This window comes from Methylobacterium sp. Leaf89, from assembly GCF_001422215.1.
Lineage (GTDB): Bacteria > Pseudomonadota > Alphaproteobacteria > Rhizobiales > Beijerinckiaceae > Methylobacterium.
The window spans coordinates 16,884-43,100 of record NZ_LMML01000028.1; the positions used below are offsets into that span (position 1 = coordinate 16,884).

24 protein-coding genes are annotated in these 26,217 nt (G+C 70.0%); 11 read left to right on the forward strand and 13 right to left on the reverse strand.

Features of this window, described 5'->3' with window-relative positions; genetic code table 11:
- Position 1: 1 nt before the first annotated feature.
- A complete protein-coding gene (locus ASF18_RS11320; RefSeq protein ID WP_056218173.1) occupies positions 2-1,477 on the reverse strand; it encodes a sensor domain-containing diguanylate cyclase in 1,476 nt (491 codons plus the stop codon).
- Positions 1,478-1,784: 307 nt separating this feature from the next.
- On the opposite strand from ASF18_RS11320, the gene ASF18_RS11325 reads away from it, so the two are divergent.
- The gene (locus tag ASF18_RS11325) at positions 1,785-2,018 is read left to right on the forward strand and encodes a hypothetical protein (protein ID WP_056276577.1); all 234 of its coding nucleotides are present in this window, start codon (positions 1,785-1,787) and stop codon (positions 2,016-2,018) included.
- Between the two features lie 25 nt (positions 2,019-2,043).
- Here ASF18_RS11325 and ASF18_RS11330 read toward each other — a convergent pair whose 3' ends face one another.
- Positions 2,044-2,331 (reverse strand): MTH1187 family thiamine-binding protein, encoded by a 288-nt coding sequence (locus ASF18_RS11330; protein ID WP_056218179.1) that lies wholly within the window; start codon positions 2,329-2,331, stop codon positions 2,044-2,046.
- 300 nt (positions 2,332-2,631) lie between these two features.
- On the opposite strand from ASF18_RS11330, the gene ASF18_RS11335 reads away from it, so the two are divergent.
- Positions 2,632-3,177: a hypothetical protein gene (locus ASF18_RS11335; protein WP_200917610.1), complete on the forward strand. Its 546-nt coding sequence runs from the start codon at positions 2,632-2,634 to the stop codon at positions 3,175-3,177.
- Positions 3,178-3,260: 83 nt separating this feature from the next.
- Here the strand turns inward: ASF18_RS11335 and lpdA are convergent, their stop codons facing one another.
- From lpdA to gloB, 9 genes are all read right to left on the reverse strand, one after another.
- Complete coding sequence (gene lpdA, locus ASF18_RS11340; protein ID WP_056351673.1) at positions 3,261-4,661, reverse strand: dihydrolipoyl dehydrogenase; 1,401 nt, start codon at positions 4,659-4,661, stop codon at positions 3,261-3,263.
- A gap of 114 nt (positions 4,662-4,775) precedes the next feature.
- Positions 4,776-6,068, reverse strand: a complete 1,293-nt coding sequence (gene odhB, locus ASF18_RS11345; protein ID WP_056351676.1) for a 2-oxoglutarate dehydrogenase complex dihydrolipoyllysine-residue succinyltransferase — start codon at positions 6,066-6,068, stop codon at positions 4,776-4,778.
- A gap of 95 nt (positions 6,069-6,163) precedes the next feature.
- Complete coding sequence (locus tag ASF18_RS11350; protein ID WP_056218187.1) at positions 6,164-9,136, reverse strand: 2-oxoglutarate dehydrogenase E1 component; 2,973 nt, start codon at positions 9,134-9,136, stop codon at positions 6,164-6,166.
- Positions 9,137-9,328: 192 nt separating this feature from the next.
- Positions 9,329-10,213 (reverse strand): succinate--CoA ligase subunit alpha, encoded by an 885-nt coding sequence (sucD, locus tag ASF18_RS11355; protein WP_056218190.1) that lies wholly within the window; start codon positions 10,211-10,213, stop codon positions 9,329-9,331.
- 4 nt (positions 10,214-10,217) lie between these two features.
- A complete protein-coding gene (locus ASF18_RS23690; RefSeq protein ID WP_156394218.1) occupies positions 10,218-10,445 on the reverse strand; it encodes a hypothetical protein in 228 nt (75 codons plus the stop codon).
- 331 nt (positions 10,446-10,776) lie between these two features.
- Positions 10,777-11,976 carry an ADP-forming succinate--CoA ligase subunit beta gene (gene sucC, locus ASF18_RS11360; RefSeq protein ID WP_056218197.1) on the reverse strand — a complete coding sequence of 400 codons (1,200 nt, stop codon included), beginning with the start codon at positions 11,974-11,976 and terminating at the stop codon, positions 10,777-10,779.
- Positions 11,977-12,083: 107 nt separating this feature from the next.
- Positions 12,084-13,046: a malate dehydrogenase gene (mdh, locus tag ASF18_RS11365; RefSeq protein WP_056218199.1), complete on the reverse strand. Its 963-nt coding sequence runs from the start codon at positions 13,044-13,046 to the stop codon at positions 12,084-12,086.
- A gap of 272 nt (positions 13,047-13,318) precedes the next feature.
- Positions 13,319-13,948 carry a TetR family transcriptional regulator gene (locus ASF18_RS11370; RefSeq protein ID WP_338011819.1) on the reverse strand — a complete coding sequence of 210 codons (630 nt, stop codon included), beginning with the start codon at positions 13,946-13,948 and terminating at the stop codon, positions 13,319-13,321.
- A 260-nt stretch (positions 13,949-14,208) separates the two neighbouring features.
- A complete protein-coding gene (gloB, locus tag ASF18_RS11375; protein WP_056351679.1) occupies positions 14,209-14,988 on the reverse strand; it encodes a hydroxyacylglutathione hydrolase in 780 nt (259 codons plus the stop codon).
- A gap of 248 nt (positions 14,989-15,236) precedes the next feature.
- Between gloB and ASF18_RS11380 the strand changes: the two genes are divergently transcribed.
- The 6 genes from ASF18_RS11380 (at position 15,237) to ASF18_RS11405 (ending at position 20,209) form a co-directional block, all read left to right on the forward strand.
- Positions 15,237-15,971 carry a class I SAM-dependent methyltransferase gene (locus ASF18_RS11380; protein ID WP_056351682.1) on the forward strand — a complete coding sequence of 245 codons (735 nt, stop codon included), beginning with the start codon at positions 15,237-15,239 and terminating at the stop codon, positions 15,969-15,971.
- A 4-nt stretch (positions 15,972-15,975) separates the two neighbouring features.
- Entirely contained in the window at positions 15,976-16,701 is a 726-nt protein-coding gene (locus tag ASF18_RS11385; protein WP_056351685.1) for a MarC family protein, read from the forward strand.
- A 77-nt stretch (positions 16,702-16,778) separates the two neighbouring features.
- Positions 16,779-17,576, forward strand: a complete 798-nt coding sequence (dapB, locus tag ASF18_RS11390) for a 4-hydroxy-tetrahydrodipicolinate reductase (protein WP_056351688.1) — start codon at positions 16,779-16,781, stop codon at positions 17,574-17,576.
- Positions 17,577-17,805: 229 nt separating this feature from the next.
- Positions 17,806-18,444, forward strand: a complete 639-nt coding sequence (locus ASF18_RS11395; RefSeq protein ID WP_056218219.1) for a 2,3-bisphosphoglycerate-dependent phosphoglycerate mutase — start codon at positions 17,806-17,808, stop codon at positions 18,442-18,444.
- An 11-nt stretch (positions 18,445-18,455) separates the two neighbouring features.
- Positions 18,456-19,133, forward strand: coding sequence for an alpha-ketoglutarate-dependent dioxygenase AlkB (locus tag ASF18_RS11400; RefSeq protein ID WP_056351691.1), 678 nt, complete (start codon positions 18,456-18,458; stop codon positions 19,131-19,133).
- A gap of 116 nt (positions 19,134-19,249) precedes the next feature.
- Positions 19,250-20,209 carry a hypothetical protein gene (locus ASF18_RS11405; RefSeq protein WP_056351694.1) on the forward strand — a complete coding sequence of 320 codons (960 nt, stop codon included), beginning with the start codon at positions 19,250-19,252 and terminating at the stop codon, positions 20,207-20,209.
- A gap of 168 nt (positions 20,210-20,377) precedes the next feature.
- On the opposite strand, the gene grpE is transcribed toward ASF18_RS11405, so the two are convergent.
- Both grpE and ASF18_RS11415 read right to left on the reverse strand, forming a co-directional pair.
- Positions 20,378-20,995 carry a nucleotide exchange factor GrpE gene (gene grpE / locus ASF18_RS11410; RefSeq protein ID WP_056351697.1) on the reverse strand — a complete coding sequence of 206 codons (618 nt, stop codon included), beginning with the start codon at positions 20,993-20,995 and terminating at the stop codon, positions 20,378-20,380.
- 92 nt (positions 20,996-21,087) lie between these two features.
- Complete coding sequence (locus tag ASF18_RS11415) at positions 21,088-23,877, reverse strand: [protein-PII] uridylyltransferase (protein WP_056219367.1); 2,790 nt, start codon at positions 23,875-23,877, stop codon at positions 21,088-21,090.
- A 258-nt stretch (positions 23,878-24,135) separates the two neighbouring features.
- Here ASF18_RS11415 and ASF18_RS11420 point away from each other — a divergent pair, with 258 nt between their 5' ends.
- The 3 genes from ASF18_RS11420 to ASF18_RS11430 all read left to right on the forward strand — a co-directional run bounded on the left by ASF18_RS11420 (position 24,136) and on the right by ASF18_RS11430 (position 26,184).
- Positions 24,136-24,615, forward strand: a complete 480-nt coding sequence (locus ASF18_RS11420) for a hypothetical protein (RefSeq protein ID WP_156394231.1) — start codon at positions 24,136-24,138, stop codon at positions 24,613-24,615.
- Between the two features lie 204 nt (positions 24,616-24,819).
- Complete coding sequence (rpiA, locus tag ASF18_RS11425) at positions 24,820-25,527, forward strand: ribose-5-phosphate isomerase RpiA (protein ID WP_056351700.1); 708 nt, start codon at positions 24,820-24,822, stop codon at positions 25,525-25,527.
- A 66-nt stretch (positions 25,528-25,593) separates the two neighbouring features.
- Positions 25,594-26,184 carry a DUF2059 domain-containing protein gene (locus ASF18_RS11430; RefSeq protein ID WP_056218234.1) on the forward strand — a complete coding sequence of 197 codons (591 nt, stop codon included), beginning with the start codon at positions 25,594-25,596 and terminating at the stop codon, positions 26,182-26,184.
- The last annotated feature ends 33 nt before the right edge of the window (positions 26,185-26,217 follow it).

Genomic DNA, 26,217 nt, shown 5'->3' on the forward strand with positions numbered 1-26,217 from the left:
TTCAGCCCGCGGCGAGGCGCAGGCCGGCCTTGTCCCGGCGCCGCACCTGCACCTGGTTGCGCCCGTTCGCCTTGGCCGCGTAGAGCGCCTGGTCCGCCGCCTCGACGAAGGCGGCAGGATCGGCCGCCCGGACCTCGGGGATCTGCGCCAAGCCGAGGCTGACCGTGAGCACCCCGAGGGGGCTGCTCGCATGCGGGATCTTCCAGCCCGCCACGGCCTCGCGGATGCGGTGGGCGACGATCTCCGCCCCGGCCGCGTCGGTCTCGGGCAGGATCACGGCGAATTCCTCACCCCCGATGCGGCAGGCCGTGTCGGAGGCATTGACGATGCTGGCCTCGATGGAGCGCGCGATCAGCCGGAGGGCCTCGTCGCCCCGCTGGTGCCCGTAGCGGTCGTTGTAGCCCTTGAAGTAGTCGGCATCGAGGACGAGGAGCGAGAGGGGCAGCTGGTTGCGGACCGCGCGGCGCCATTCGCGTTCCAGCGCATCGTCGAACCGTCGCCGGTTGGCGAGGCCCGTCAGCGCATCGGTGGTGGCCAGCTTCTCCAGCTGGACGTTGAGGTCGAGGGCCGCCTGCTCCGCCACCCTGCGCTGGTGCAGCTCGCGCCCGAACAGCCAGGTCAGGACGATGGTGGTCGCGCACAGGCTCAGCACCACCGCCCCGAGGACCAGGGCGCGGTGCCACCAATCGGCATAGATCTCCGCCGGCGCCACGGCGATGCTAAGGTGAAGCGGCAGGTCGCCGACCTTGGTGAACACGAAGTCGCGGCTGCCCTCGCCGACCATCGCAGGGCCGGTGAAGCGACCCTCCGGCGCATCGAAGAACCTCCGGTAGCTGTCCGTGGCCGAGACGCTCCGCCCGATGGTGGCCTCGTCGTAGGGCTCGCGCATGATGATCGTGCCACCCGGACCGTAGAGGGTGACGGTGCCGGCATGATCGGCGCCGACGGCGGCGAACAGCTGACGGAAGTAGTCGAGGTAGATCGAACCGAGGACGACCCCCGCGAAGCTGCCATCCGGGTCCGACAGGCGCCGGCTGATGATGAGGACGCGCTTGCCCGTGAGACGCGAAACCAGGGGCTGGCTGATGTGCAGCTCGTTGCCCGGATGGGCGACGTGGTACTGGAAATATTCGCGGTCGGCGTAGTTCAGAGGCTCGGGGGCGAGGGATTTCGAGCTGATGATGAGCTTCCCGGTTCTGTCGAACACGAGGGTGTGGCCGAAATTCTCGGCCGTGGCGGCGCGATCGAATAGGATCATCTGCCGGAGTTCGGGATCGGCCTGGGCAAGCTCGGGAAGCTTCAGGCCGTCGACGACGGCCCGCAGGGAAAGATCGTAGAGCTCGATGTTCCGGGCGATATCCCGCCCGAGGACCTGCACGAGGCTTCGCGATGTCACCTCCGAGCGCCGGGCCGCATCGAGGCGCATCTGCCAAAGCATGAAGGCCGAGACGGCGCAGAGCCCGATGACAGCAAGCAAGTTGATGGCACTCAGCCATCTGGCCGAATGCGTCCATCGAAATCGCTGCAGCAAGACGGGTCGCTCAGGCATCGTCAGGACCCTGACATCTATCGGTGGTCTGCGGTGAGGCGGTCGGAGCAAGGAGGACGACCGCCGCCAGAGTCCAGTCATCACCGAGGGGCAGTTAATTCTTTCTCCGTTTCTTGCCTCTCCGTACGACAACACACCATCGCCGTCCGGGCGGCCGGCGGATCAAGGGCCTCCCGGCCGCGTTGCCCAGGCATGCGGACCGAACAGGACGGCGCACAGGACGGAAGGACCCCCCATGGCAACCCGGCATCGTCACATCCTGCTCCTGGCCCTCGGGCTGGCGACCCCGGCCTCGGCTCAGACGCCGCCCCCCTCCCCGGCCGCCACCGGGCAGGCGCGCGACGAGGCGGTCTGCGCGGCGCAGGCCGACGAGAACAGGCTCGCCAGCGCCCACCGGGAGACCTTCCTGCGGGAATGCGAGGCGGGCGAGAGGCTCGATCGACCGAAACCGGATCCAGCGAAGCCGTGACGATCCCCGCCGTGGCGGGTCATGGTCAGAGAACAGCCTTCAGCTTGTCCGCCATGGACTGGTCCTTGTCGCGTCGCGACGAGAACGCCATGGTGAAGAAGACCCGCTGCACGCCGATCTCGCTCAATCTGGCCTCGCAGGCCTCGATGAGGGCGCAGATATCGCCGAGTTCGCCCTCGATATTGGTCCCGTTGGCATGCATCTCGGCATGGAGGGGACTGGCGTCGATGATCGCCTTGATCTCCTTCACGTAGGGCGAGACCGAGGGGCCGACGCCCATCGGAACGATGCACAGATCCGCCACGACCTTCATGATTCTTCTCCCGGTGCCTGCTGACCCCGTCAGAGGTCGCACGCGCCCCGGCCTGTCAATCACCTCTGGGAGCCGATCGCCTGCACCGCGGAGCCAACGGGCGGATCATCGCGGGTGGAACGGAATCACCACCTTCGCCGTATCTGCCGACCGACGGGGACCCCTCCGTGGCCCACGGGGACGATCCATCCGAGACCGGATCATCCCCGCCCCGGGCCGTCGCTGGAGGAGTCTGGGGGGACAGGAGACGATCGAGCCTTGACCGACAGGTTTCGCACCCTCGCCGCAGCGATCGCCGCCTTGCTGCTGTTGACGTCCCGGGAAGCACCGGCCCAGACCACGACGGAGGCACCGGCCGTCGAGGCGGAAGAGGTGCGCCCAGGACCGCCACCGCCCTTGCCGGACCTGGCCGATTCCAACGGACGGGCCGGCGAGCCCCTGAACCAGCCCGGCCCGAACTCCGGCATTCCCAGGGCGCTTCGCGGCTCGGCCGACCGAGCCGGTGGCCCGGCCAACAACCTGACCCCGGTCGACCGACCCGATGAGCCGCCCCTGCCCAAGGCCGATCTCGCGCAGGTTCTGGCGGGCAAGGCCCTGTTCCACGGCAATTATTGTGGGGCCGGTCAACGGGGCGAGGGCCTGCCGCCCACCGACGACCTCGATGCCGCCTGCCTGCGCCATGATGCCTGCTTCGACGCGGCCGGGCATCGGTCCTGCGCCTGCAACGTCCGCCTTCAGCGGGACGCCGCCGCCGTCTCCGAGCGGCCGGGCCTCCCGCGGCAGGTTCGCGAGCGCGCCCTCAGCGTGGCCCAGGCCGCCGAGGTGATGGCCTGCCAAGCCCCCTGATCGGCCCCGTGAGGGCGGAGCGACCCAGGGCGTGACGCCCTCGACGAAGCGGCGGCCGTCTTCGTCGAGGGACAGCGTAGGGCTCAGATGTGGATCGCGCGCTTTCCGACCGCGAGGGCGGCTTCCTTGACCGCCTCGGTGAGGGTCGGATGGGCGTGGCAGGTGCGGGCGACGTCCTCGGCGGAGGCGCCGAACTCCATCGCCACCGCGACTTCCGCGATCAGGTTGCCGGCATCGGCCCCGACGATGTGGACGCCCAGGACGCGGTCGGTGGTCGCGTCGGCCAGGATCTTCACGAAGCCGTCCGTGGTGTGGTTCACCTTGGCGCGGCCGTTGGCGGTGAAGGGGAACTTGCCGCTGTTGTAGGCGATGCCGTCCTTCTTGAGCTCCTCCTCCGTCTTTCCGACGGACGCGACCTCCGGGTAGGTATAGACCACGTTCGGGATGACGCCGTAGTTCACGTGGCCCGACTGGCCGGCCAACAGCTCGGCCACGGCCACCCCCTCGTCCTCGGCCTTGTGGGCCAGCATCGGGCCGGCGATGACGTCGCCGATGGCGTAGATGCCCGTGACGTTGGTGGCGTAGTGGCTGTCCGTCTGGATGCGGCCCTTGTTGTCGAGGCCGACTCCGACCGTCTCCAGGCCGAGGCTTTCGGTGTAGGGCACCCGGCCGATGGCCACGAGCACCACGTCGGCCTGCAGCGTCTCGGCCTCGCCGCCGGCGGCGGGCTCCACCATGACGGTGGCGGCCCCGTCCTTGACCGTGACGCCCGTCACCTTGGACGAGAGCTTGAACTGCATGCCCTGCTTGCCGAGGATGCGCTGGAACTGCTTGCCGACCTCGCCGTCCATGCCCGGCAGGATCCGGTCGAGATACTCGACCACGGTGACCTCGGAGCCGAGGCGGCGCCAGACCGAGCCGAGCTCGAGGCCGATGACGCCGGCCCCGATGATGAGGAGCTTGCCCGGGACCTTCTCCAGGGTGAGCGCGCCGGTGGAGGACACGACGATGGTCTCGTCGATGGTGACACCGGGAAGCTTCGTGACGTCCGAGCCCGTGGCGATGACGACGTTCTTCGTCTCCAGGAGCTGGTTGCCGCCATCCTCGGACAGCACCTCGACGCGGCCCGCACCGGCCAACCGGGCGGTGCCCCGATAGGCGTCGATGCCGTTCTTCTTGAGCAGGAACTCGACGCCCTTGGTGTTGCCGTCGACGCCGTCCTGCTTGAACGTCATCATCTTCGCGAGGTCGAGCTCGGGCGCGCCGACCATGACGCCCATGTCGGCGAAGTGCTTGCCCGCCTCCTCGAACGCTTCCGAGGCGTGGAGCAGGGCCTTCGAGGGGATGCAGCCGACGTTGAGGCAGGTGCCGCCATGGGCGGCCCGCTTTTCCACCACGGCCGTCTTGAGGCCGAGCTGGGCGGCGCGGATGGCGCAGACGTAACCGCCGGGGCCGGTGCCGATGACGACGAGATCGTAGGACATGGGAATCTGACTCGCTGGATTGGGCGGCGGGTCATGCCCCACCATCGATGGACGAAGCGCGCGGAAGCGTCCGGCCGCGCGGGAACGCGGCCGGCGGACGGCAGCTGCCGGGCCTTAGAGGTCGAGCACGAGGCGTGCCGGATCTTCCAGAGCCTCCTTGACGCGCACGAGGAAGGTCACGGCCTCCTTCCCGTCGACGATGCGGTGATCGTAGGACAGGGCGAGGTACATCATCGGCCGCGCCTCGATCTTGCCGGCGCGCACCACGGGGCGCTCCTCGATGCGGTGCATGCCGAGGATGCCGGATTGCGGCGCGTTCAGGATCGGGGTCGACATCAGCGAGCCGTAGATGCCGCCGTTGGTGATCGTGAAGGTGCCGCCCTGCATCTCCTCGATGGAGAGCTTGCCCTCGCGGGCCTTCTTGCCGAAGCCGGCGATCTTCTTCTCGATGCCGGCGATCGACAGGTCGTCGGCGTCGCGCACCACCGGCACCACGAGGCCCTTATCGGTGCCGACCGCGATGCCGATGTGGTAGTAGTTCTTGTAGACGAGGTCCTGCCCGTCGATCTCGGCATTCACCGCCGGCACGTCCTTGAGGGCGCCGATCACCGCCTTGGTGAAGAAGCCCATGAAGCCGAGCTTCGTACCGTGCTTCTTCTCGAAGATGTCCTTGTACTGGCTCCGCATCGCCATCACGGCCGACATGTCGACGTCGTTGAACGTCGTCAGCATCGCGGCGGTGTCCTGCGCGTCCTTGAGACGGCGGGCGATGGTCTGGCGCAGCTTGGTCATGCGCACGCGCTCCTCGCGCGCCGCATCGTCGGGCTTCGAAGGCGCCCGCGGGGCGGCGGGCTTGGCCTCCCGCGCGGGGGCCGGGGCCGGAGCGGAGGGAGCCTTCGACGTGGCCTCGAGCATGTCGCCCTTGGTCACGCGGCCGTCCTTGCCGCTGCCGTTCAGGGTCGCAGGGTCGATGCCGGACTCGCGGGCCATCTTGGCGACCGCGGGGCCGTGGTCGCCGGACTCGCGGGTGGCCTGGGGCACGGCGTCACCGTGGTTGCCGTAGCCGGCCGACGACTCCTGAGCGGGCGCTTCCGCCGGCTTGGTCTCGGCCTTGCTCTCGGATTTGGCTTCGGCCTTCTTCGGCGCCGCGGCCTTGCCGCCGCCGGCCCCGGCCTCGACGATCGAACCGAGGAGCGCGCCGGGCTCCACCGTCTCGCCGTCCTTGGCCAGGATCTCGCCGAGCTGGCCCGCGGCCGGCGCGTTCACCTCGAGGGTGACCTTGTCGGTCTCGAGTTCCACCAGGGGCTCGTCGGCCGCCACGGCGTCGCCCGGCTTCTTGAACCAGCGGCCGATGGTGGCCTCGCTCACGGATTCGCCCAGGGTCGGGACGACGATATCGGTTGCCATGGTTCAGTGTCCGTCCGGAGGGTTTGGGACGCCGCTCGGCGGCGCCCTCGGATCGCGAAACGTGGGGGCGAGTAGCGTGGAGGAGTGGCCGGCGGTCAGACCGCCAGCGCCTCGTTGAGGAAGGCCTGGAGCTGGGCTTGGTGCTTCGAGAGCATGCCCACCGCCGTGGAGGCGGAGGCCGGGCGACCGACGTAGCGCGCGCGCTTCACCGGCGACTGGGCCTGGCCCAGCACCCATTCGAGGTAGGGTTCGACGAAGGCCCAGGAGCCCATGTTCTTCGGCTCCTCCTGGCACCACACCACCTCGGCGTTCCGGAAGCGCCCCATCTCGCCCGCGAGCGCCTTCAGGGGGAACGGGTAGAGCTGCTCGACGCGCATCAGGTACACGTCGTTGACGCCGCGCTTCTCGCGCTCGTCGTAGAGGTCGTAATAGACCTTGCCCGAGCACAGCACGACGCGCCGGACCTTGTCGTCCTTCACGAGCCTGATGCCGTCCTCGTCGCGCTCGGCATCGTCCCAGAGCACGCGGTGGAAGCTCGAGCCGTCCGCCATCGCCTCGATCGGCGAGACCGCCTTCTTGTGCCGCAGGAGCGACTTCGGCGTCATCAGGATCAGCGGCTTGCGGAACTCGCGGTGCAGCTGGCGGCGCAGGATGTGGAAGTAGTTCGAGGGCGTGGTGCAGTTGGCGACCTGCATGTTGTCCTCGGCGCACATCTGCAGGAAGCGCTCCAGGCGGGCGGAGGAGTGCTCCGGGCCCTGGCCCTCGTAGCCGTGCGGCAGCAGCAGGGTCAGGCCCGACATGCGCAGCCACTTGCGCTCGCCCGACGAGATGAACTGGTCGATGACCACCTGGGCGCCGTTGGCGAAGTCGCCGAACTGCGCCTCCCACAGCACCAGGGCGTTGGGCTCGGCCGCGGAGTAGCCGTACTCGAAGCCGAGCACCGCCTCCTCGGACAGCATCGAGTTGATGACCTCCAGGCTGGCCTGGCCCTCACGGATCGAATTCAGCGAGGTGTAGCGCTGCTCGTTCTCCTGGTCGATCACCACCGCGTGGCGCTGCGAGAAGGTGCCGCGCTCCACGTCCTGGCCCGAGAGGCGGACGCGGTGGCCCTCGATGAGGAGCGAGCCGAAGGCCAGGGCCTCGGCGGTCGCCCAATCGATGCCCTGGCCCGATTCCACCGCCTTGGCGCGGTTGTCGAAGAAGCGCTGGATCGTGCGGTGCAGGTGGAAGCCGGGCGGCGGCGTGGTGATGCGCTGGGCGATCTCGCGCAGGGTCTCCACCGGCACGCCGGTCTTGCCGCGGCGCGGATCGTCCACGTCCTCGCGCACGGCCTTGAAGCCGGCCCAGCGACCGTCGAGCCAGTCGGCCTTGTTGGCCTTGTAGTTCGTCGCGACCTCCAGCTCTGCGTCGAGCACGGCGCGGAACTCGGCCTTGCGCGCGTCGAGCTGCTCCTGGCTCACCACGCCCTCGGCGACGAGCTTCTTGCCGTAGGTCTCCAGCGCGGTCGGGTGCTTGCGGATGCGCTGGTACATCTTCGGCTGGGTGAAGGCCGGCTCGTCGCCCTCGTTGTGGCCGAAGCGGCGGTAGCAGAGCATGTCGATGACGACCGGCTTGCCGAACTTCTGGCGATACTCGATCGCGATCTTGGCCGCGAAGGTGACGGCCTCCGGGTCGTCGCCGTTGCAGTGGAAGATGGGCGCCTCGACCATCTTCGCCACGTCGGACGGATAGGGCGAGGAGCGCGAGAAGCGCGGATCGGTGGTGAAGCCGATCTGGTTGTTGATGATGAAGTGGATCGAGCCGCCGGTGCGGTGGCCCTTCAGGCCGGACAGGCCGAGGCACTCGGCCACCACGCCCTGACCCGCGAAGGCCGCGTCGCCGTGGATGAGCAGCGGCACCACGCGGGTGCGCTCCACCGTGGGCTTGGCCCGCTGGTCCTGCTTGGCGCGCACCTTGCCGAGCACGACGGGATCGACGATCTCGAGGTGCGACGGGTTGGCGGTGAGCGAAAGGTGGACGTTGTTGCCGTCGAAGGCGCGGTCCGACGAGGCACCGAGATGGTACTTCACGTCGCCGGAGCCCTCGACCTCGGCCGGGTTGGCCGAGCCGCCCTTGAACTCGTTGAACACCGCCCGGAAGGGCTTGGCCATCACGTTGGTGAGCACGTTGAGGCGACCGCGATGGGCCATGCCCACGACGATCTCCTCGGCGCCGAGGGCGCCGCCCCGCTTGATGATCTGCTCGAGGGCCGGGATCATCGCCTCCGAGCCGTCGAGGCCGAAGCGCTTGGTGCCGGTGTACTTGAGATCGAGGAACTTCTCGAAGCCCTCCGCCTCGATCAGCTTGTTCAGGATCGCGCGACGGCCCTCGGGGGTGAAGGTGATCTCCTTGCCCTTGCCCTCGATGCGCTCCTGGATCCAGGCCTTCTCCTCCGGGTTGGAGATGTGCATGAACTCGACGCCGAGGGTCTGGCAGTAGGTGCGCTCCAGGATCTCGACGATCTCGCGAATGGTCGAGAATTCGAGGCCGAGCACGTTGTCGAGGAAGATCGGACGGTCCCAGTCCTTCTCCTCGAAGCCGTAATGCTGCGGATGCAGCTCCTCGTGGTCGCCGCGGGGGGCGAGGCCGAGAGGATCGAGCTTGGCGTGCAGGTGGCCGCGCATGCGGTAGGCGCGGATCAGCATGATCGCGCGGACCGAATCCTTCGTCGCCTGCTCCACCGAGATCCCGGGGGCGGAGGCGATGACGGCGCCCTTGGTCGGGGCCGACGCGGTGTCGGACTTGGCGCGGATCTTGTCACCCATCGCCTTCTCGACGGTGGCCCAGTTGCCGTCCAGCGCCGAGACGATCTCGCCATTGGCGTGGATCGGCCAGTTCGGCCGCTCCCACGAGGCGCCGGCCGCGTTCTTCTCCGCAAGCCCCTTGTCCTCGTTCAGGGACCGGAAGAACGTCTGCCACTCCGGATCGACCGCGTTCGGATCACGGGCGTAGGCCGCCTGCAGCTCCTCGATGTAGGCGGCGTTGCCGCCGTAGAGGAACGAGGTTTCGAGCGCGTCCTGGCGTGCCATCGTTCGGGTCATCCTGCCGCTGTGCGGGGTCCTCCGCCGGGAAGGCCCCTGCCCGACCCCATCCGCGCGGATCGCGGCCGGGATCGGATGTACCGGGAAAGACGCGGGCCTCCTCGGGCTCGCGTCGCTCGTTCGTCAGATGGGGTCGCGGACCTGAACGTCGACCAACGCGAGGCCCGCGTCCCGCGCGTGTCAGCCGCGCAGAACCTCGACGAGGGTGCTGCCGAGGCGCGCCGGCGAAGGCGAGACCCGGATTCCGGCCGCTTCCATCGCGGCGATCTTGTCCTCGGCGCCGCCCTTGCCGCCCGAGATGATGGCGCCCGCGTGCCCCATGCGACGGCCCGGAGGCGCCGTGCGGCCGGCGATGAAGCCGACCATGGGCTTCTTGCGGCCGCGCTTGGCCTCGTCGGCCAGGAACTGCGCCGCCTCTTCCTCGGCCGAGCCGCCGATCTCTCCAATCATGACGATCGACTCGGTCTTGTCGTCGGCGAGGAACAGCTCGAGCATGGAGATGAACTCCGTGCCCTTCACCGGGTCGCCGCCGATGCCCACCGCGGTGGTCTGGCCGAGGCCGGCATTCGTGGTCTGGAACACGGCCTCGTAGGTCAGCGTGCCGGAGCGGGAGACGATGCCCACCGAGCCCGGCTTGAAGATGTTGGCCGGCATGATGCCGATCTTGCACTGGCCTGCGGTGACGATGCCGGGGCAGTTCGGGCCGACGAGGCGGGACTTCGAGCCTTCGAGCGCGCGCTTGACCCGCACCATGTCGAGCACCGGAATGCCCTCCGTGATGCAGACGATGAGCGGGATCTCCGCCTGGATCGCCTCGCAGATCGCGTCCGCCGCCCCCGGCGGCGGCACGTAGACCACGGATGCGTCGGCGCCCGTGGCTTCGCGGGCTTCCGCCACCGTGTCGAAGACCGGCAGGTTGAGGTGCTTGGAGCCGCCCTTCCCCGGGCTGGTGCCACCGACCATCCTGGTGCCGTAGGCGATGGCCTGCTCGGAGTGGAAGGTTCCGTTCTTGCCGGTGAAACCCTGGCAGAGGACCTTGGTGTTCGCGTCGATCAGGATGGACATGGATCTAGCGCTTCTCCTGCGCCGGGGTCTGAGCCCGGACAATCATTGTAACGGGGCCAGAACGCCTTGATGACTGGGTGAGCGAGACAGCGTCCAGTGGGTTTTCGGTCAATACCCATTGTGTCGTGAAACCACCGGCATCCCGCATGCCACGGGTTGGGGCGGACATCTGCAACTGCTTCTGGACGCGGGCGGCAATTTCATCCAACCGATCACCTTTGTCGGTGACCATGCACATCCAAGCAGGTCCGCCGGGGGTCTCAGGTCTATTGACGACTGCCATTTCGCTGACTTGCACCACTGGTGGCGTCACCTCCGTCCCCTGCGATGAAACGGTCCAAGTGCTGCCGGTAATCGCTTGAGACGGAAGCGGGCTCTGCTCTTTAGGACTCTGTACCTTCGACCAACCGCGCAATCGCCCAAGGGTCTCGACGGTCTGGTCATGCGGTCCGCCCCCCATGCAGGCGTCGAAGAAGAGCGCTGCGATCTCATCCGTGCTCATTGCCCGAGCGGGCGATGAGACAGCCAGCAAGCCAGCGATGAGCAACAGCGCCCTCATGGTCTCAATGACCACTCTTCACGGCGGCGACGATCTTCTGCGCGGCGTCGTCGAGGTCGTCGGCGGGGATCACGTTCAGGCCGGAATTCCGGATGATCTCCTTGCCCTTCTCGACGTTGGTCCCCTCCAGGCGTACCACCAGGGGCACCTGCAGGCCGACCGCCTTCACCGCCGCGATCACGCCGTTGGCGATCACGTCGCACTTCATGATGCCGCCGAAGATGTTGACGAGGATGCCCTTCACCTGGGGATCGGCGGTGATGATCTTGAACGCCGCCGTGACCTTCTCCTCCGAGGCGCCGCCGCCGACATCGAGGAAGTTCGCCGGCTCCTCGCCGTAGAGCTTGATGATGTCGAGGGTCGCCATGGCGAGGCCGGCGCCGTTGACCATGCAGCCGATGGTGCCGTCGAGGGCGATGTAGGCGAGGTCGTACTTCGAGGCCTCGATCTCCTTGGCGTCCTCCTCGGTCTCGTCGCGGAGCGCGACGATGTCGGGGTGGCGGTAGAGGGCGTTCGAGTCGAAGGAGATCTTGGCGTCGAGGCACTTGAGATGGCCGTCGCCGGTGAGCACCAGCGGGTTGATCTCCAGCATGCTCATGTCCTTGGCGGTGAACGCCTGGTAGAGCCGGGTGGTGAGGTCGCCGGCTTCCTTGGCCTGGGCGCCCGTGAGGCCGAGCGTCTTGGCGACGAGGCGGCCGTGATGGGGCATCACGCCCGTGGCGGGATCGACGGAGAAGGTGACGATCTTTTCCGGCGTGTCGTGCGCCACCGTCTCGATGTCCATGCCGCCTTCCGTCGAGACGACGTAGGCGACCCGGCCGGTCTCGCGGTCGACCAGCATCGAGAGGTAGAACTCCGCCTCGATCTGGGCGCCCTCCTCGATGTAGAGCCGGTTGACCTGCTTGCCGGCCTCGCCGGTCTGGATCGTGACCAGGGTCTGACCCAGCATTTCGCCGGCGAACTGCTTCACCTCGTCGAGGGACTTGGTGACGCGCACGCCGCCCTTGGCGCCGGCTGGCGCCCCCTTGAAGGTGCCCTTGCCGCGACCGCCCGCGTGGATCTGCGACTTCACCACCCAGACCGGGCCGCCGAGTTCCTTGGCGGCCGCCTCGGCCTCCTCGGGCTTGAAGATCGGCACGCCGCGCGAGACGGGCAGACCGAATTCCTTCAGCACCGCCTTGGCCTGGTACTCGTGAATGTTCATGGATGAGACCCTCAACGTCATCCCGGGGCCGCAGAGCGGAACCCGGGATCCAGAAACACAGGTTGCGATCCAGCCCGCCGCGTCGGCGGCCCGGAATGACGGTCGAACTAGGCCAGCGCGGGGTTCACGCCCTTGCAGGCCTCGATCAGGGTCTTCACGGCACCGACCGACTTGTCGAACATCGCCTTCTCGTCGCCGTTGAAGTCGACCTCGAGGACGCGCTCGACGCCGTTGGCGCCGATCACGATCGGGACGCCGACATACATGTCGGAGACGCCGTACTCGCCGTTGAGGTAGGCGGCGCAGGGGAGCACGCGGCGCTTGTCGCGCAGGTAGCTCTCGGCCATGGCGATGGCGGAGGCGGCGGGGGCGTAGAAGGCCGAGCCGGTCTTGAGCAGGTTGACGATCTCGCCGCCGCCCTTGCGGGTGCGCTCGACCATGGCGTCGAGCTTCTCCTGGGTGGTCCAGCCGAGCTTGACCAGGTCGGGAAGCGGCACGCCGGCCACCGTGGAGTAGCGCACCAGCGGGACCATGTCGTCGCCGTGGCCGCCGAGCACGAAGGCGGTGACGTCCTCCACCGAGACCTTGAACTCGTCGGCCAGGAAGTGGCGGAAGCGGGCGGAATCGAGCACGCCGGCCATGCCGACCACCTTGTGGGTGGGAAGGCCGGAGAACTTCTGCAGGGCCCAGACCATCGCGTCGAGGGGATTGGTGATGCAGATGACGAAGGCGTCCGGCGCGTGCTGCTTGATGCCGGTGCCGACGGCCTCCATGACCTTCAGGTTGATCCCGATCAGGTCGTCGCGACTCATGCCCGGCTTGCGCGGCACGCCGGCGGTGACGATCACCACATCGGCGCCGGCGATCGCCGCATAGTCGCTGGCCCCCGTGTAGGTCGCATCGAAGCCGTCGACGGGCGCGGATTCCGCGATGTCGAGACCTTTGCCCTGCGGGACGCCGTCGGCGATGTCGAACAGCACGACGTCGCCGAGTTCCTTCAGGCCGGCGAGGTGCGCGAGGGTTCCACCGATCTGTCCAGCGCCGATGAGCGCGATCTTGCTGCGTGCCATGGGGGAAACGAACCTCCGGTCCTTGCGTGGCGGTCGCGGCGCTGGGAGGCTTGAAAACCACCGGCGCGTTGCTGCGGCGGTGTGTGGCCGAAAAGGCCCAGGGCTTCAACCGAGGCACGAACGTCAAAGCAGGGTTCGGGCCAAGGCGGGGGCGCCTTCGCATCGGCGAGGGCGAGAAAAAGCGTAAGCGCGATAAGGAATTAGACGAACGGAGAGCGATTCTGCCCGGCAGCGCGCCTCAAGTGACAGACGAAAAATTCTGTCACTTAGCCTCAGAGGGTACCGGTCCGCAGCACCTTCTGGATCGCGAGAATCACGGCGCCGAGGCGGGCTTCCACGAGGTCGCGCGGCAGGTCGGCATCGTGCTGAATCGCCAGCGGATGCGTGAAGCGGTAGCTGGCGTCGAAGATGTGGGCGATGGCCCGCTCGCGGTCGCGGGCGATGAAGGCACCGGCCCCGATCCCTTCCTCGACAACCCGCTCGACCAGGCTGCGCAGCCGGACCCGGTGACGCCGGGCGATGGGCCGGGCGCCCACGGTGGCATCGAGATGGACGGCGAAGAGATTCGGCTCGTGAACCAGGGTCTCGCGCTGGACGCTGGCCAGGGCGGTGAGCAGGCGTTCGATCTTGTCGTCGGCCGGGTCCGGCGCATCGGCGATGCGGGCGAGTTCCGCCTCGACGTCGCGCAGCCAGCGCCCTGCCACGGCATCGAGGAGCGCGTCCTTCGACGGGAAGTAGCGGTAGACGTTGGCATGCGTCATGCCCGCTTCGGCGGCGACGGCCACCACGGTGACCCGCTTGGGACCGAGGCGCCGCAGGTGCTCCGTGGCGACGGCGAGCAGCCGCGCATCGACGGCCAGGGGAGCCGCAGCCCGCGGTGCCGGACGCGCGACGCGCGGCACCGTGATGCGGACGGCGCCCTCCGGGGCTTTCCGGTCGTCCGAAGGTTCGCTTCCCCGGCTCTCGCCGAGGTCGATCTCGTGCCCGAAGGCGAAGGGCGGGCCGGGCGGCTGCATCAAATCGGACACCGGGGCTCGTGGATGGACAGGACGGACCCTCCTGGGCGGAGCCGCTTCGCGAGAAGCGGCTTTTCCCCCCGGATCGTCCAACGAGGCCAAGATCAATGACAGCACCAGCCCCGCTGTAACGCCCCTTTAACGACTCAGAACCGGTTCTTCCAGGCCCTCAGTGCGGCAAAGACAACCGACGGGTGGGTGCCGGGGGCCAGATCCACGCTTTGAGCGAGACTCGGCTCGCCGGCGCGCAGGAACGGATTGGTCGCGCGCTCGGCCCCCAGGGTGGTGGGAATCAGGAAGCGGCCCTCCGCCCTGGCACGCTCGGCCTCCGCGGCCCGGACGGCGAGGGCGGCGTTGCCGGGCTCGGCCGCCAGCGCGAAGCGGGCATTGGAGAGCACGTAGTCGTGGCCGCTGTAGACCTGCGTCTCGTCGGGCAGCGGCAGGAAGCGCTCCAGGGAGCGCCACAGGGTGGCGGGCTCCGCCTCCATCACCCGGCCGCAGCCGAGGGTGAACAGGGTGTCGCCGGCAAAGACCGCGCCCGCTTCCTCGAACCAGTAGGTGACATGGTCGGCGCAGTGCCCCGGCGTCTCCCAGACCCGCGCCGTGAGGTCGCCGACCCGGACCGCGTCGCCCTCCGCGACCGTGGCGTCGACCTCCGGCACGGCGTCACCGGCCTTCAGGGGCGCCGTCACCCGCGCGCCGGTGCGGCGCTTCACCTCCGGGATACCCTCCACGTGGTCGGCGTGCCGATGCGTGACGAGGATGTCGGTGAGGGTCCAGCCGGTCTCGTCGAGGGCCGCCAGCACGGGGCCGGCCTCGGGCACGTCGATGGCGGCGCAGGCGCCGGTGGCGGGATCGCGGATCAGGACCCCGATATTGTCGCTGCGGCACAGGAAGGTGCGGATCTCGGGCTTCGGGGCGGTCATGGGGCTTCCTTCCGGACGGGGAATGGCCGCGCCGGCGCGGCGCGCGGCGGACCATCGCTGCGGCACACGAAGATGGGTGCGGGCGGAGACAGGTCCAGGGGCCGTTTCCCCCGGCCTTCCCGGGCCTTCCGCCGATCCGGGCTTGTCGGGCCGGGCGTCGGCCCCCATTGATGCGGGTGAGCCTTTCTCGTCGCGCGTCTCCGAGCCGACCCCGACCCGAGCCGCGCGATCGTACCGAAACCCGAGCCATGCGCCTCGACGTCACCGATCTGCGCGCCTTCTATGCGAGCCCCCTCGGGGGGGTGACGCACCGCATCGTGGCGCGCGCGATCCACGGCTTCCTCGGCTCGGTCTCCGGCCTGCGGGTCCTCGGGCTCGGCTACGCCACGCCCTATCTCGGCCCCGTCCACGTCATCGCCGAACGGACGCTGGCCTTCATGCCGGCGACGCAGGGGGTGGTGAACTGGCCCGGCAGCGGCCGCTCCTGCTCGGCGCTGGCCGACCCGACCATGATGCCCCTGCCGGAGGCGGCCGTGGACCGGGTGATCCTCGTCCATGCGCTGGAATCCGTCGAGAGCCCGACCGAACTCCTGCAGGACGTCTGGCGGGTGCTGACGCCGGGCGGGCGCATGATCCTGGTGGTGCCGAACCGCCGGGGCGTCTGGGCCCGGCGCGACGCGACCCCCTTCGGGCATGGCCAGCCCTACAGCCGCTCGCAACTCGCCCGGCTGATGCGCAGCACCCAGTTCTCCCCCGAGGGCTGGGCCGAGACCCTCTACATGCCCCCGGTGGAGAACCGCCTGCTGCTGCGCACCGCCGGGGCCTGGGAGCGGATGGGCACCAGCCTGTCGCTGCCCTTCGCCGGGCTGCACGTGGTCGACGCCACCAAGCAGCTCTACCGCCCCGTCGCCGTGCGCCGGGTTCGCAAGGTGGCCCGCCTCGCACCGGCCCGCGTGCTGGTGCCCGCCCCCTCACCAGGCTGAGCGGATGCTGAGTCTGATTGCGCCCGAGGCGGCGCTGCAGAGCTTCGTGCTCGCCTTCTCCTCGCTGTTCTCCATCGTGAACCCGGTCGGCTCGTCGCTGATCTTCGCGCAGGTGACCGCCCTGAACTCCCATGCCGAGCGCCTGGAGCTCGCCAGGCGCATCGGCTTCTACGCCGCCCTGATCATGCTCTCGACGCTCTGGGCCGGTGCGCCGATCCTGAACTTCTTCGGCGTCTCCCTGGCCGCTCTGCGCATCGCCGGGGGCCTCGTGGTGGCGGCCTCGGCCTGGACCCTGCTGACGGCGCCCGAGGCGCGGGAGGCACGCAAGCAGGCGGAGGCGACCCGGGAACCGGCCGGGAACTTGGCCGGGAACTCGGCCGGGAACTCGGCCGGGAACTTGGCCGAGATCGCGTTCTTTCCCCTGACCCTGCCCTTCACCACCGGACCCGGCACCATCGCGGTGGCGATCGCGCTGGGCTCCAACCGCCCGGCACCGGGCCCCGACCGGATCGGCTTCTACGTGGGCATGTCCCTGGCAGCGCTCGCCATCGCCGTGCTCGTGCGCTTCACCTATGGCTCGGCCGACCGGGTGGTGACCTGGATCGGCCCCGTCGGCGCGCGGGTGCTCGGGCGCCTCTTCGCCTTCCTGCTCCTCTGCGTCGGCACCCAGATCACCGTGAATGGCGTCACGGACGTGCTCGGCCCCCTGCTGGCGCAGGCGGGGCGCTGATCCTTGTCGGGTCCGGCCGGAGGCTGTACCGCAACGCGGACGCGCCCGTTGGCGACACGCTCTGGAGGCTGAGGACGATGCGGCTCGTGGTGGTCGGCGCCGACGGGCGCATGGGGCGGATGCTGATCCGCGCGGTGGCGGAGACCGAGGGCTGCACGCTCTCGGGCGCCATCGAGCGCGCGGGCTCCCCCGCGCTGGGGCAGGATGCCGGCACGCTCGCGGGCTTGGCGCCCCTCGGCGTCGCGGTGACGGACGATCCGCTGCCGATCTTCGCGGCGGCCGAGGGCGTCCTCGACTTCACGGCGCCCGCCGCCACCACCTTCTTCGCCGAGCTCGCCGCGCAGGCCCGCATCGTCCACGTGGTCGGCACCACGGGCCTGCAGGAGGCCGATCTCGCCAAGCTCGCGGCGGCCGCCCACCATGCCCGCATCGTGCGCTCGGGCAACATGTCCCTCGGGGTCAACCTCGTCGCCGGCCTCGTGCGCCGGATGGCGGCGGCCCTCGGGGAGGATTTCGACATCGAGATCGTCGAGATGCACCACCGCATGAAGGTCGACGCCCCCTCCGGCACCGCCCTCCTCCTCGGGGAGGCCGCGGCGGAGGGGCGTGGGGTCGTGCTCGCCGACACCCGGGTCTCCACCCGCGACGGACACACCGGCCCGCGCCGGCCCGGCGACATCGGCTTCGCCACCCTGCGCGGCGGCACGGTGGTGGGCGACCACAGCGTGGTCTTCGCCGGCCCGGGCGAGCGGATCACCGTCGGCCACCACGCCGAGGACCGGGCGATCTTCGCCCGCGGCGCCGTGCGGGCCGCGCTCTGGGCCTTCGCCAAGCCGCCCGGCCTCTACGGGATGGACGACGTCCTCGGGCTTTAGGAGACCTTCGGGCTTCAGAGACACGCGGACTTCAGGACGGTCTCCCGGTGTCAGACGTCTCCGGGCTTTCCGACGGAGCCCACACCCGGCGGAGACGTTTCGTCATCTGCCGTTCAGACTCACGCGCGCATGAGCCGCCCGATGCGCGCTCGCTGCGCTGCAACATCGCCCTTCGCCCGTGCCTCCGCCGAGGCCGTGCCCTCTCAAAGACCAAGAGGATCATCGCCCGATGGATCGCCTTCTCGTCCTCGCTCGCCATGGCCAGAGCGAATGGAACCTCAAGAAGCTGTTCACGGGCTGGCGTGATCCCGAGCTGACGGATCTCGGCGTCGAGGAAGCCCGCAATGCCGGGCGCTGGCTCAAGGAGCAGGGCTACGGCTTCGACGTGGCCTTCACCTCCAACCTGAAGCGCGCCCAGCGCACCTGCGCGCTGATCCTGGAGGAGATGGACCTCGAGGGGGTCGAGACGATCCGCAACGAGGCGCTGAACGAGCGCGATTACGGGGACCTCTCCGGCCTCAACAAGGACGACGCCCGCGAGCGCTGGGGCGACGCCCAGGTGCACCAGTGGCGCCGGTCCTACGACGTGCCGCCGCCCGGCGGCGAGAGCCTGAAGGACACCGCCGCGCGCGTCCTGCCCTACTACATCCAGTTCATCCTGCCCCGCGTCATGGCGGGCGAGCGCGTGCTGGTGGCGGCCCACGGCAACTCCCTGCGCGCCCTGGTGATGGTGCTCGACGGCATGACCACGAAGACCATCGCCAGCCTCGAGATCGCCACCGGCATCCCGCTCGTCTACCAGCTCAAGGCCGACACCACGGTGGAGAGCAAGACGGTGCTGGAGCACGACATCGACCACAAGGTCTGACCGCGGCACCGATGGCGTCCCGTGATCCGGCCGGGATCGTCCTCGTTCCCGGCCTGCTCCATTGGCCGGGCTACCTCGACGCGGCGGCGCAGGCGCGCCTCGCCGCCGAACTCGCGACGGCGCTGCGGGTCGCCCCGCCCTACACGCCGCGGATGCCCCGCACCGACCGGCCCTTCTCGGTGCGGATGTCGAATTGCGGCCCCCTCGGCTGGGTGTCCGACCGGGCGGGCTACCGCTACCAGCCGCGCCATCCCGTGACGGAGACCCCCTGGCCGGACATCCCGCCCACGGCGCGGGCCGCCTGGGACGCCCTGTCGGGGTATGGCGCTCCGCCCGAGGCCTGCCTCGTCAACCTGTACGAGGCCGATGCCCGCATGGGCCTGCACCAGGACCGGGACGAGGACGCCCTCGACGCGCCCGTCCTCTCGCTCTCGCTGGGTGCCACCGCCCTCTTCCGCTACGGCGGCCTCCGGCGGTCGGACCCGACCCGCTCGGTGCGCCTCCGGGCCGGTGACGCGCTCGTGATCGGCGGGCCCGCACGGCTGATCCATCACGGAATCGACCGCCTCGTCGCGGAGGCCCCGGACCTGCTCCAGGGCACCGCCCCCGGACCGCTGCCGGATTTCCTCATGCCGGGCGGACGCTGCAACCTGACCCTGCGACGCGTGACGCGGCCCTCGGGCGCTTGACAGCGGCGGGGTGTTGAGTCGACCCATCGGGTCAGCCTCAGCGCCGGCTGCCCCGCAAGGGGCGACCCGGCGGACCTGCCCGGTGCGAGACCGGGGCCTTGCGGAGAATCGATTCGATGCGTCTGCGTAACCTCGTTCGTCCGGTTTCCCTCCTGGTCCTCGCCCTGGGGCTGGCCGCGCCGGCGCTGGCGGCGGATCCGGTCTTCCCGCCGAGTTCGCGCTTCGGCTTCGATCCGCCCTCCGACATGGTCTCCTCCAAGCGCTTCTCGGGCCTGGAGCGGCTGGAGGGCGGCGCGACGGTCTCGGTGGTGGAGTTGCCGGCCAACGCCTTCGCCGACCTCGAAACCAACTTCACCGACGCCAACCTGAAGGCCCAGGGCTTCATCGTCAGCAGCCGGCAGGCCATCAAGGTGGCAGGCGACGTCGACGCGGTGCTGTTCACGGGTGAGCAGCCGGCGGTGGAATCGGCCGGGACCCCGGCGATCAAGAAGTGGATGCTCCTCGTCGGCGATCCGACCGTGACCGGCATCATCATCGCGCAGGCGACGCCCGATGCCGAGACCGAGGAGACCATGAAGCGGCTGCTGACCGGCATCCACATCCGGCCGGCGCTGACCCTGGAGCAGCAGGTCGCCGCCCTGCCCTTCCGCATCGGCAACGACGCCGGCTTCCGTCCGGTGCGCGTGCTCGCCGGCAATTCGGTGCTGCTGACGCAGGGCACGAAGGACGAGATGCTCGGCCTGGAGCAGCCGATCCTGGTTCTGGCCCAGGCGGTGCAGCCGCCGCCGGCCACCGAACAGCGCGACGCCTTCGCGCGCGCCGCGCTCTACTCGAACCAGACGATGAAGGACTTCGTGATCGAGCGGGCCCAGAGCTACCGCCAGAACGGCGTCGACTGGCACGAGATCGTGGCGCGTGCGGTGGACACGGCGTCCGGCACGCCGGTGGTCATCTCGCAGACGATCCGCTTCGCGCCGGACGGTTACCTGCGCGCCGTCGGCGTCGTGAAGGCCGAGAAGCGCGAGGGTGTGCTGGCGAAGTTCCGCGAGGTCGTGGACAGCGTGCAGCTGCGGTAGGGGCGACCGTTCGACCCGGTCGCAGGCTCCTTCTCCCCTCCGCGGGAGAAGGTGGCCCGCGAGGCGGGTCGGATGAGGGGAGCGACGGTGCCGGCGAGGGTTTCCCCTCTCCCGCCTGCTGCGCAGGCCCCCTCCCCCGCAGAGGGGGGAGGGTCGCAGGCGCCACGCTCAGGCGGCGTCGCCCGGATTGGCGGCGGTCGGCTTCGGGCCGCCCTTGGCCACACCCACGAGCGCCGGGCGCAGGACGCGGTCGCCGATGATGTAGCCGGCCTGCATGACCTGCACGACCGTGCCGGCGGGAACCTCCGGGTCGGGCACCTCGAACATGGCCTGGTGGCGGTTGGGGTCGAAGCGCTGGCCCTTCGGCTCGATCAGCTTGACGCCGTGCCGCTCCAGGGTCTTGGCGAGATCGCGCTCGGTGAGCTCGATCCCGTCGATCAGGGCCTTGAAGGCGCCGTCGGCGCTCGCTCGGTCCGCTTCGGGAATGCTCTCGAGGGCCCGCCGGATGTTGTCGGCGGAATTCAGGAGATCGCGGGCGAAGTTGGTCACCGCGTAGGCGCGGGCATCGGCAACCTCGCGCTCGGTGCGCCGACGCAGGTTCTCCATCTCGGCCAGGGTGCGCAGCACCCGGTCCTTCAGCTCGTCGCGCTCGGCCACGAGGGAGGCCAGCGCATCGGCCTGCATCGCCTCGCCGGATCCGGCGGACTCGGCCTGCGCGGCCCCTGGGGTCTCCTCGACCGCCTGGGCCGGGTCGCGCCGCTCATCGTGCATGTCGTTCGCCATCATGTGGTTTCGTCAGAGACTATCGGTGTCGGGGTTGGCGCTGATATCAGGCGGTGACGCGCTGAAATCAAGCGCGCGGCGCCGTCCGGCCCCACTCAAGCCTCGCGCGGAGGCGGCGAGTCGATCAGCGCATCGAGTCCCTCGGCCCGGAGGGCGGCCACGTCGCTGGCGAAGACTTCCATCACGGCCGTTCGAATCGCCACCTGGCGGTCGGGCTGGGTCACCCGGGTGCCGGTGAGGTCGGTGACGTAGAACACGTCCACCGCCCGCTCGCCGAAGGTCGCCACGTGGGCCGAGGTGATGTTGAGGCTGAGCCGGCTGAGCGCCGTGGTCAGCTCGTAGAGCAGGCCCGGGCGATCGAGGCCGGTGATCTCGATCACGGTCTCGCGGCTCGACAGGGCATTGTCGATCGCCATGTCGGGCGGCACCAGGAAGGTCCGCGCCCGCTCGCTCGGCGGGTGCTTGTCGGCCACGAGGTCGGCGATGCGGATCTCGCCGCGCAACGCCTTCTCGATCGCGGCGGTGATGCGGCCGGCCCGGCGCAGCTCGTCCTCGTCCCGCTCGAAGGCGCGCGAGATGAAGATCGAATCGAGGGCGAAGCCGTCCGTGGTGGTGAAGATCTGCGCGTCGACGATGTTGCCCCCCGAGGCCGCGCAGGCCCCGGTGACGATGGCGAGCAGGCGCGGATGATCCGGCGAGTAGATCGTCAGCTCGGTGACACCGCGGACCGGGTCGGTCTCCGTGGCGGTGGCCACCGTCCGCCCCTCGGCCGTCAGCGCCTTGACGAAGCCCGCGTGCTTGTACTGGCGGGTGGTGTCGACCTTCAGCCAGTAGGCCTGGTTGTGCCGCGCCGCGTAGGCGTCGAACAGCTCGGCCTGCCAGTCGCTGAGCTGCTCGCGCAGGGCCATCTGGATCAGGCGCACCCGGTCGGTGCGCGCGATCTCGGAATGGCCGCCGGACAGCACCACCTCGGTCTCGTCGTAGAGGGTGCGGATCAGGGTGCCCTTCCAGGCGGTCCAGACGCCGGGCCCCACGGCCTTGATGTCGGCCACCGTCAGGATGGTGAGGAGCTTCAGGCGCTCCAGGGTCTGCACCACGCCGGCGAACTTCTCGATGGTCTTCGGGTCCGAGAGGTCGCGGCTCTGGGCGGTCATCGACATCAGCAGGTGATGCTCCACCAGCCAGGCCATCAGTTCGGTCTCGGCCGGCGTCAGGCCGAAGCGCGGCCCGAGCTTCTCCGCGATGGCGGCGCCCGCGATGGAATGGTCCTCCGGCCGGCCCTTGGCGATGTCGTGCAGCAGTACCGTGACGTAGAGGGCGCGCCGGTTGCTGATCGTGTTGATCAGGCGGGTGGCGAGGGGATGCTCCTCCTCGGTGCGCCCGGACTCGATGGCCGAGAGCACCCCGATGGCGCGCAGCAGGTGCTCGTCCACCGTGAAGTGATGGTACATGTTGAACTGCATCATCGCGACGATGCGGCCGAAATCCGGGATGAAGCGGCCGAGCACGCCGGCCTCGTTCATCAGCCGCAGGATGGTCTCGGGCGAGTTCTTCGAGGTCAGGATGTCGAGGAAGAGCCGGTTGGCCTCCTCGTCCGCCCGCAGGGAATGGCCGATCAGGCGCAGGGAGCGGTTGGCCGCCCGGGTGGCGTCGGGGTGGATCGGCAGGTTGTGCCGGTCGGCGAGCCAGAACAGCCGGATCAGGTTCACGGGGTCTCGGCTGAAGGCGTCCGGGTCGCGCAGGTTGATGCGGCCGTGATCGTCGACGAAGTCCTCCGCCTCGATGGCGGTGGCGCGGAAGCGGTCGCGGAACCGGCCGATCCAGCGGTCGAGCACCGGGGTGCGCTTGGCGTGGCGCGCCTCCAGCGCCGCGCAGACGATGGCGGTGAGGTCCCCGACCTCCTTGGCGATCAGGAAATACGCTTTCATGAAGCGCTCGACGCCGGAGAGCCCGCCGCGCGGCTCGTAGCCGAAGCGCTCGGCGATCTTCGGCTGCAGGCCGAAGGACAGGCGTTCCTCGGCCCGGCCGGTGACGAAGTGCATGTGGCAGCGCACCCGCCACAGGAGCTCGTCGCAGCGCTCGAACACCCGGTACTCCTCCGGCGTGAAGAGGCCGGCGGCCACGAGCTCGCTCTGGTCGCGGACCCGGTAGGTGTACTTGGCGATCCAGAACAGGGTGTTGAGGTCGCGCAGGCCCCCCTTGCCGTCCTTCACGTTGGGCTCGACGAGGTAGCGCGAGGCCCCCGCCTTCGAGACCCGCGCGTCGCGTTCGCGCAGCTTCGCCTCGACGAATTCCGGTGCGGTCCACATCACCAGCTCGGTGTCGAAGCGGGTGACGAGCTCCTCGAACAGGGCGCGGGTGCCGAACAGGTAGCGCGCCTCGAGGAGCGAGGTCCGGATGGTCATGTCGGCCCGGCCCTCGCGCAGGCACTCCTCCACCGAGCGGGTGGCGTGGCCGACCTTCAGCTTGAGGTCCCACAGCACGTAGAGCATCGCCTCGACGACGCTCTCGGACCAGGCCGTCTGCTTGTAGGGCAGCAGGAACAGGAGATCGATGTCCGAGCCCGGGGCCATGGTGCCCCGGCCGTAGCCGCCGGTGGCCACCACGGCGAGCTGCTCCCCGGTGGAGGGATTGTCGTTCGGATAGAGCCGCCACACCACCGCATCGTGGATGGTGCGGATCACCGCGTCGGTGAGCCGGCTCAGGCGCTGGGCGCAGGCGATGCCGTCGCGCTCCTCCAGGAGCCGCGCCTCGGCATCGGCGCGCCCGAGCTCGATCACCCGGCGCAGCTCCGGCACGAGGACCGCCCGCAGGCGCGTCGCCTCGCGGGCGTCGCGGTCCAGGTTCTCGAGGATGTCGTGGAGGGCGGCGACGGCGTCGAACATGGCCAACCCCGTTAGCATGTTGGCGGAATGACGCCAGCGGCATCACCGCGCGGGCACCGCACAGCTGCGGGATCGCGGCGCAGTTTCGATCTGCTTCCCGCGCCGTCGCGGCGTCCTGCGTTCCCGCGCGCGGCGATCCGTCGGGCCACGGTTGCGCCGTAAGCCGGCGCTAGCGTCGCGTCGTTTCCCGCCCGACCCCCACCGCTCCGCGCACCTCAGCATTCACGAAGGCTCCCGATGCGTTCGATCCTGCGTCCGATGTCCGCCCGCCCCGCCCGGGCCCTCGTCGTCACGGCCGGCCTGCTCCCGGCCCTCGCCGCGCCGGCCTGGGCGGCCTCCTTCGAGTTCGTGCCGGCCCCCCAGATCGACCTCAACCGGGTCTATCGCGTCGACAAGGTCACGGGCGAGGTGACCTCCTGCCAGTACGGCCTGCGCGAGGGCGCGGTGGGCAGCGTCGGCGTCACCGTCTGCTACGGCGCCGGCGAGGGCGCGAGCGCCCAGGCCCCGTCGGAATACGGACTGGTCGCCTCCCGCCACACCCGCGAGGCGGGGGTGTTCCGGGTCAATTACCGCACCGGCGAGATGAGCATCTGCTACGTGCAGCTGCAGAAGGAAGCGGTGGTCTGCACCGCGCAGGCGAACCCGGCGAGCCCGGGGGCCGACGAGGCCCCCGCCACCGGCGCCGCCCCGGGCCGGGTGGGCCCGAGCGCCACGCCGCCCCAGAGCGCCCGCCCCTGACCGCGCCCTGACCCGATCGCCGCCCCCGACACGCCGCGTTGGACCCTCCGGCCCGGCGTGCTAGGGGCACCGGGCGCGTCCGCCGGCCGGTGGCTCGCCCCGTTCGATTCGCCCCTCGCCCGCTTCGCCCCTCGCCCGATTCGCCCTTCGCCCGAGCCGTTCCATGCCGCACGCCCGCCCCTTCCCAGCCGCCGGAGCCGTCGCGTGAGCGGGCCGGATCTGCGCCGCGCGGCGGCCGAGGTCGCGGTCGGGTTGGTCACGCCCGGGATGCGGCTGGGGATCGGGACCGGGTCCACCGCCAACGTCTTCGTCGAGCTTCTGGGCGCCCGCGTCCGGGCCGGCCTCGACGTCGTCGGCGTGCCCACCTCCGAGGCGACACGGGTCGCGGCCGAGGCCGCCGGCATCCGCCTCGCCACCCTGGAAGCGCTGCCCGAACTCGACCTGACCATCGACGGCGCCGACGAGATCGACGGAGCGATGCGCCTCGTGAAGGGCGGCGGCGGCGCGCTGCTCCGCGAGAAGATCGTCGCCTTCGCCAGCCACCGGATGGTGGTGATCGCGGATGCCGCCAAGCGCGTCGAGACCCTCGGGGCGTTTCCCCTGCCGATCGAGGTCAACGCCTTCGGCCTCGGCGCCACCCGCCGGGCCGTGGCCGCCGCCCTGCAGGCGAGCGGCTGCACCGGCGAGCTCGTCCTGCGGGCCCGGGACGGCGCGCCCTTCGTCACCGATGGCGGCCACCACATCCTCGACGCCCATCTCGGACGCATCCCGGACCCCGAGGCCTTGTCGGGTGCCCTTTGGGCCGTGCCGGGCGTCGTCGAGCACGGCCTGTTCCTCGGCCTCGCCACCGGAGCCATCCTGGCCGAGGCACGGGACGGGCAGGCGGTGGTGAGCCGGCTCGGAATCGTCTGAGGCGATCGCCCCCATCCCTCCCCTTTCCGTCTTCCCCTTCGCCGAACCCCTCCCGGAGCGTCCGCCATGTCCCGCCGCCTCGCCGCCCTGGCCGCCCTCGTCCTCGCCAGCGCCCCCCTGGGCGCCCTGGCCCCAGTGCACGCCCAAGCCCCGGCTCAGAAGCCGCCGGCGGCCAAGCCCGGCGCCAAGCCGCCCGCCGCGCCGGCGCCGAGCACCCCCGCCGCGCAGACGCCGGCCTACTCGGCCAACCACCTGGCCCTCGCCCGCGAGGTCATGCTGAATTCCGGCATCGCCCGCTCGTTCGACTCGATCATCCCGGCCTTCAGCGACCGCATCCGCCAGGGCGCCGTGACCCGGCCCGAGATCACCAAGGACCTCGATACGGTGCTGGCCTCCCTCGAGCCCGAGATGGAGTTGCAGAAGCAGGCGATGATCGAGACCGCCGCCCGGATCTACGCCTCGCGCCTGTCCGAGGCCGAGCTGAACGAGATCGCGACCTTCTTCCGCTCGCCCGCCGGCAAGCGCTACGTCGAGACCCAGCCGCAGGTGCTCGACGAGATGGTCCAGGCGATGCAGACCTGGACCCAGGACGTCTCGGAATACATCATGGTCCGGGTGCGCGCCGAGATGGCCAAGAAGGGCCACCAGCTGCAGTAGCGGGCTTCAGGGCCTCGGGCGGCGCGCGGCCCG

What these genes read in the sequence shown, in the direction of transcription:
- ASF18_RS11325 (WP_056276577.1), top strand. Translation starts at nt 1,785, where the DNA reads ATGGCAACCCGGCATCGTCACATCCTGCTCCTGGCCCTCGGGCTGGCG.
- ASF18_RS11330 (WP_056218179.1), bottom strand. Translation starts at nt 2,331, where the DNA reads ATGAAGGTCGTGGCGGATCTGTGCATCGTTCCGATGGGCGTCGGCCCC.
- lpdA (WP_056351673.1), bottom strand. Translation starts at nt 4,661, where the DNA reads ATGTCCTACGATCTCGTCGTCATCGGCACCGGCCCCGGCGGTTACGTC.
- odhB (WP_056351676.1), bottom strand. Translation starts at nt 6,068, where the DNA reads ATGGCAACCGATATCGTCGTCCCGACCCTGGGCGAATCCGTGAGCGAG.
- ASF18_RS11350 (WP_056218187.1), bottom strand. Translation starts at nt 9,136, where the DNA reads ATGGCACGCCAGGACGCGCTCGAAACCTCGTTCCTCTACGGCGGCAAC.
- sucD (WP_056218190.1), bottom strand. Translation starts at nt 10,213, where the DNA reads ATGTCCATCCTGATCGACGCGAACACCAAGGTCCTCTGCCAGGGTTTC.
- ASF18_RS23690 (WP_156394218.1), bottom strand. Translation starts at nt 10,445, where the DNA reads ATGGTCACCGACAAAGGTGATCGGTTGGATGAAATTGCCGCCCGCGTC.
- sucC (WP_056218197.1), bottom strand. Translation starts at nt 11,976, where the DNA reads ATGAACATTCACGAGTACCAGGCCAAGGCGGTGCTGAAGGAATTCGGT.
- mdh (WP_056218199.1), bottom strand. Translation starts at nt 13,046, where the DNA reads ATGGCACGCAGCAAGATCGCGCTCATCGGCGCTGGACAGATCGGTGGA.
- gloB (WP_056351679.1), bottom strand. Translation starts at nt 14,988, where the DNA reads ATGACCGCCCCGAAGCCCGAGATCCGCACCTTCCTGTGCCGCAGCGAC.
- ASF18_RS11380 (WP_056351682.1), top strand. Translation starts at nt 15,237, where the DNA reads ATGCGCCTCGACGTCACCGATCTGCGCGCCTTCTATGCGAGCCCCCTC.
- ASF18_RS11385 (WP_056351685.1), top strand. Translation starts at nt 15,976, where the DNA reads ATGCTGAGTCTGATTGCGCCCGAGGCGGCGCTGCAGAGCTTCGTGCTC.
- dapB (WP_056351688.1), top strand. Translation starts at nt 16,779, where the DNA reads ATGCGGCTCGTGGTGGTCGGCGCCGACGGGCGCATGGGGCGGATGCTG.
- ASF18_RS11395 (WP_056218219.1), top strand. Translation starts at nt 17,806, where the DNA reads ATGGATCGCCTTCTCGTCCTCGCTCGCCATGGCCAGAGCGAATGGAAC.
- ASF18_RS11400 (WP_056351691.1), top strand. Translation starts at nt 18,456, where the DNA reads ATGGCGTCCCGTGATCCGGCCGGGATCGTCCTCGTTCCCGGCCTGCTC.
- ASF18_RS11405 (WP_056351694.1), top strand. Translation starts at nt 19,250, where the DNA reads ATGCGTCTGCGTAACCTCGTTCGTCCGGTTTCCCTCCTGGTCCTCGCC.
- grpE (WP_056351697.1), bottom strand. Translation starts at nt 20,995, where the DNA reads ATGATGGCGAACGACATGCACGATGAGCGGCGCGACCCGGCCCAGGCG.
- ASF18_RS11415 (WP_056219367.1), bottom strand. Translation starts at nt 23,877, where the DNA reads ATGTTCGACGCCGTCGCCGCCCTCCACGACATCCTCGAGAACCTGGAC.
- ASF18_RS11420 (WP_156394231.1), top strand. Translation starts at nt 24,136, where the DNA reads ATGTCCGCCCGCCCCGCCCGGGCCCTCGTCGTCACGGCCGGCCTGCTC.
- ASF18_RS11430 (WP_056218234.1), top strand. Translation starts at nt 25,594, where the DNA reads ATGTCCCGCCGCCTCGCCGCCCTGGCCGCCCTCGTCCTCGCCAGCGCC.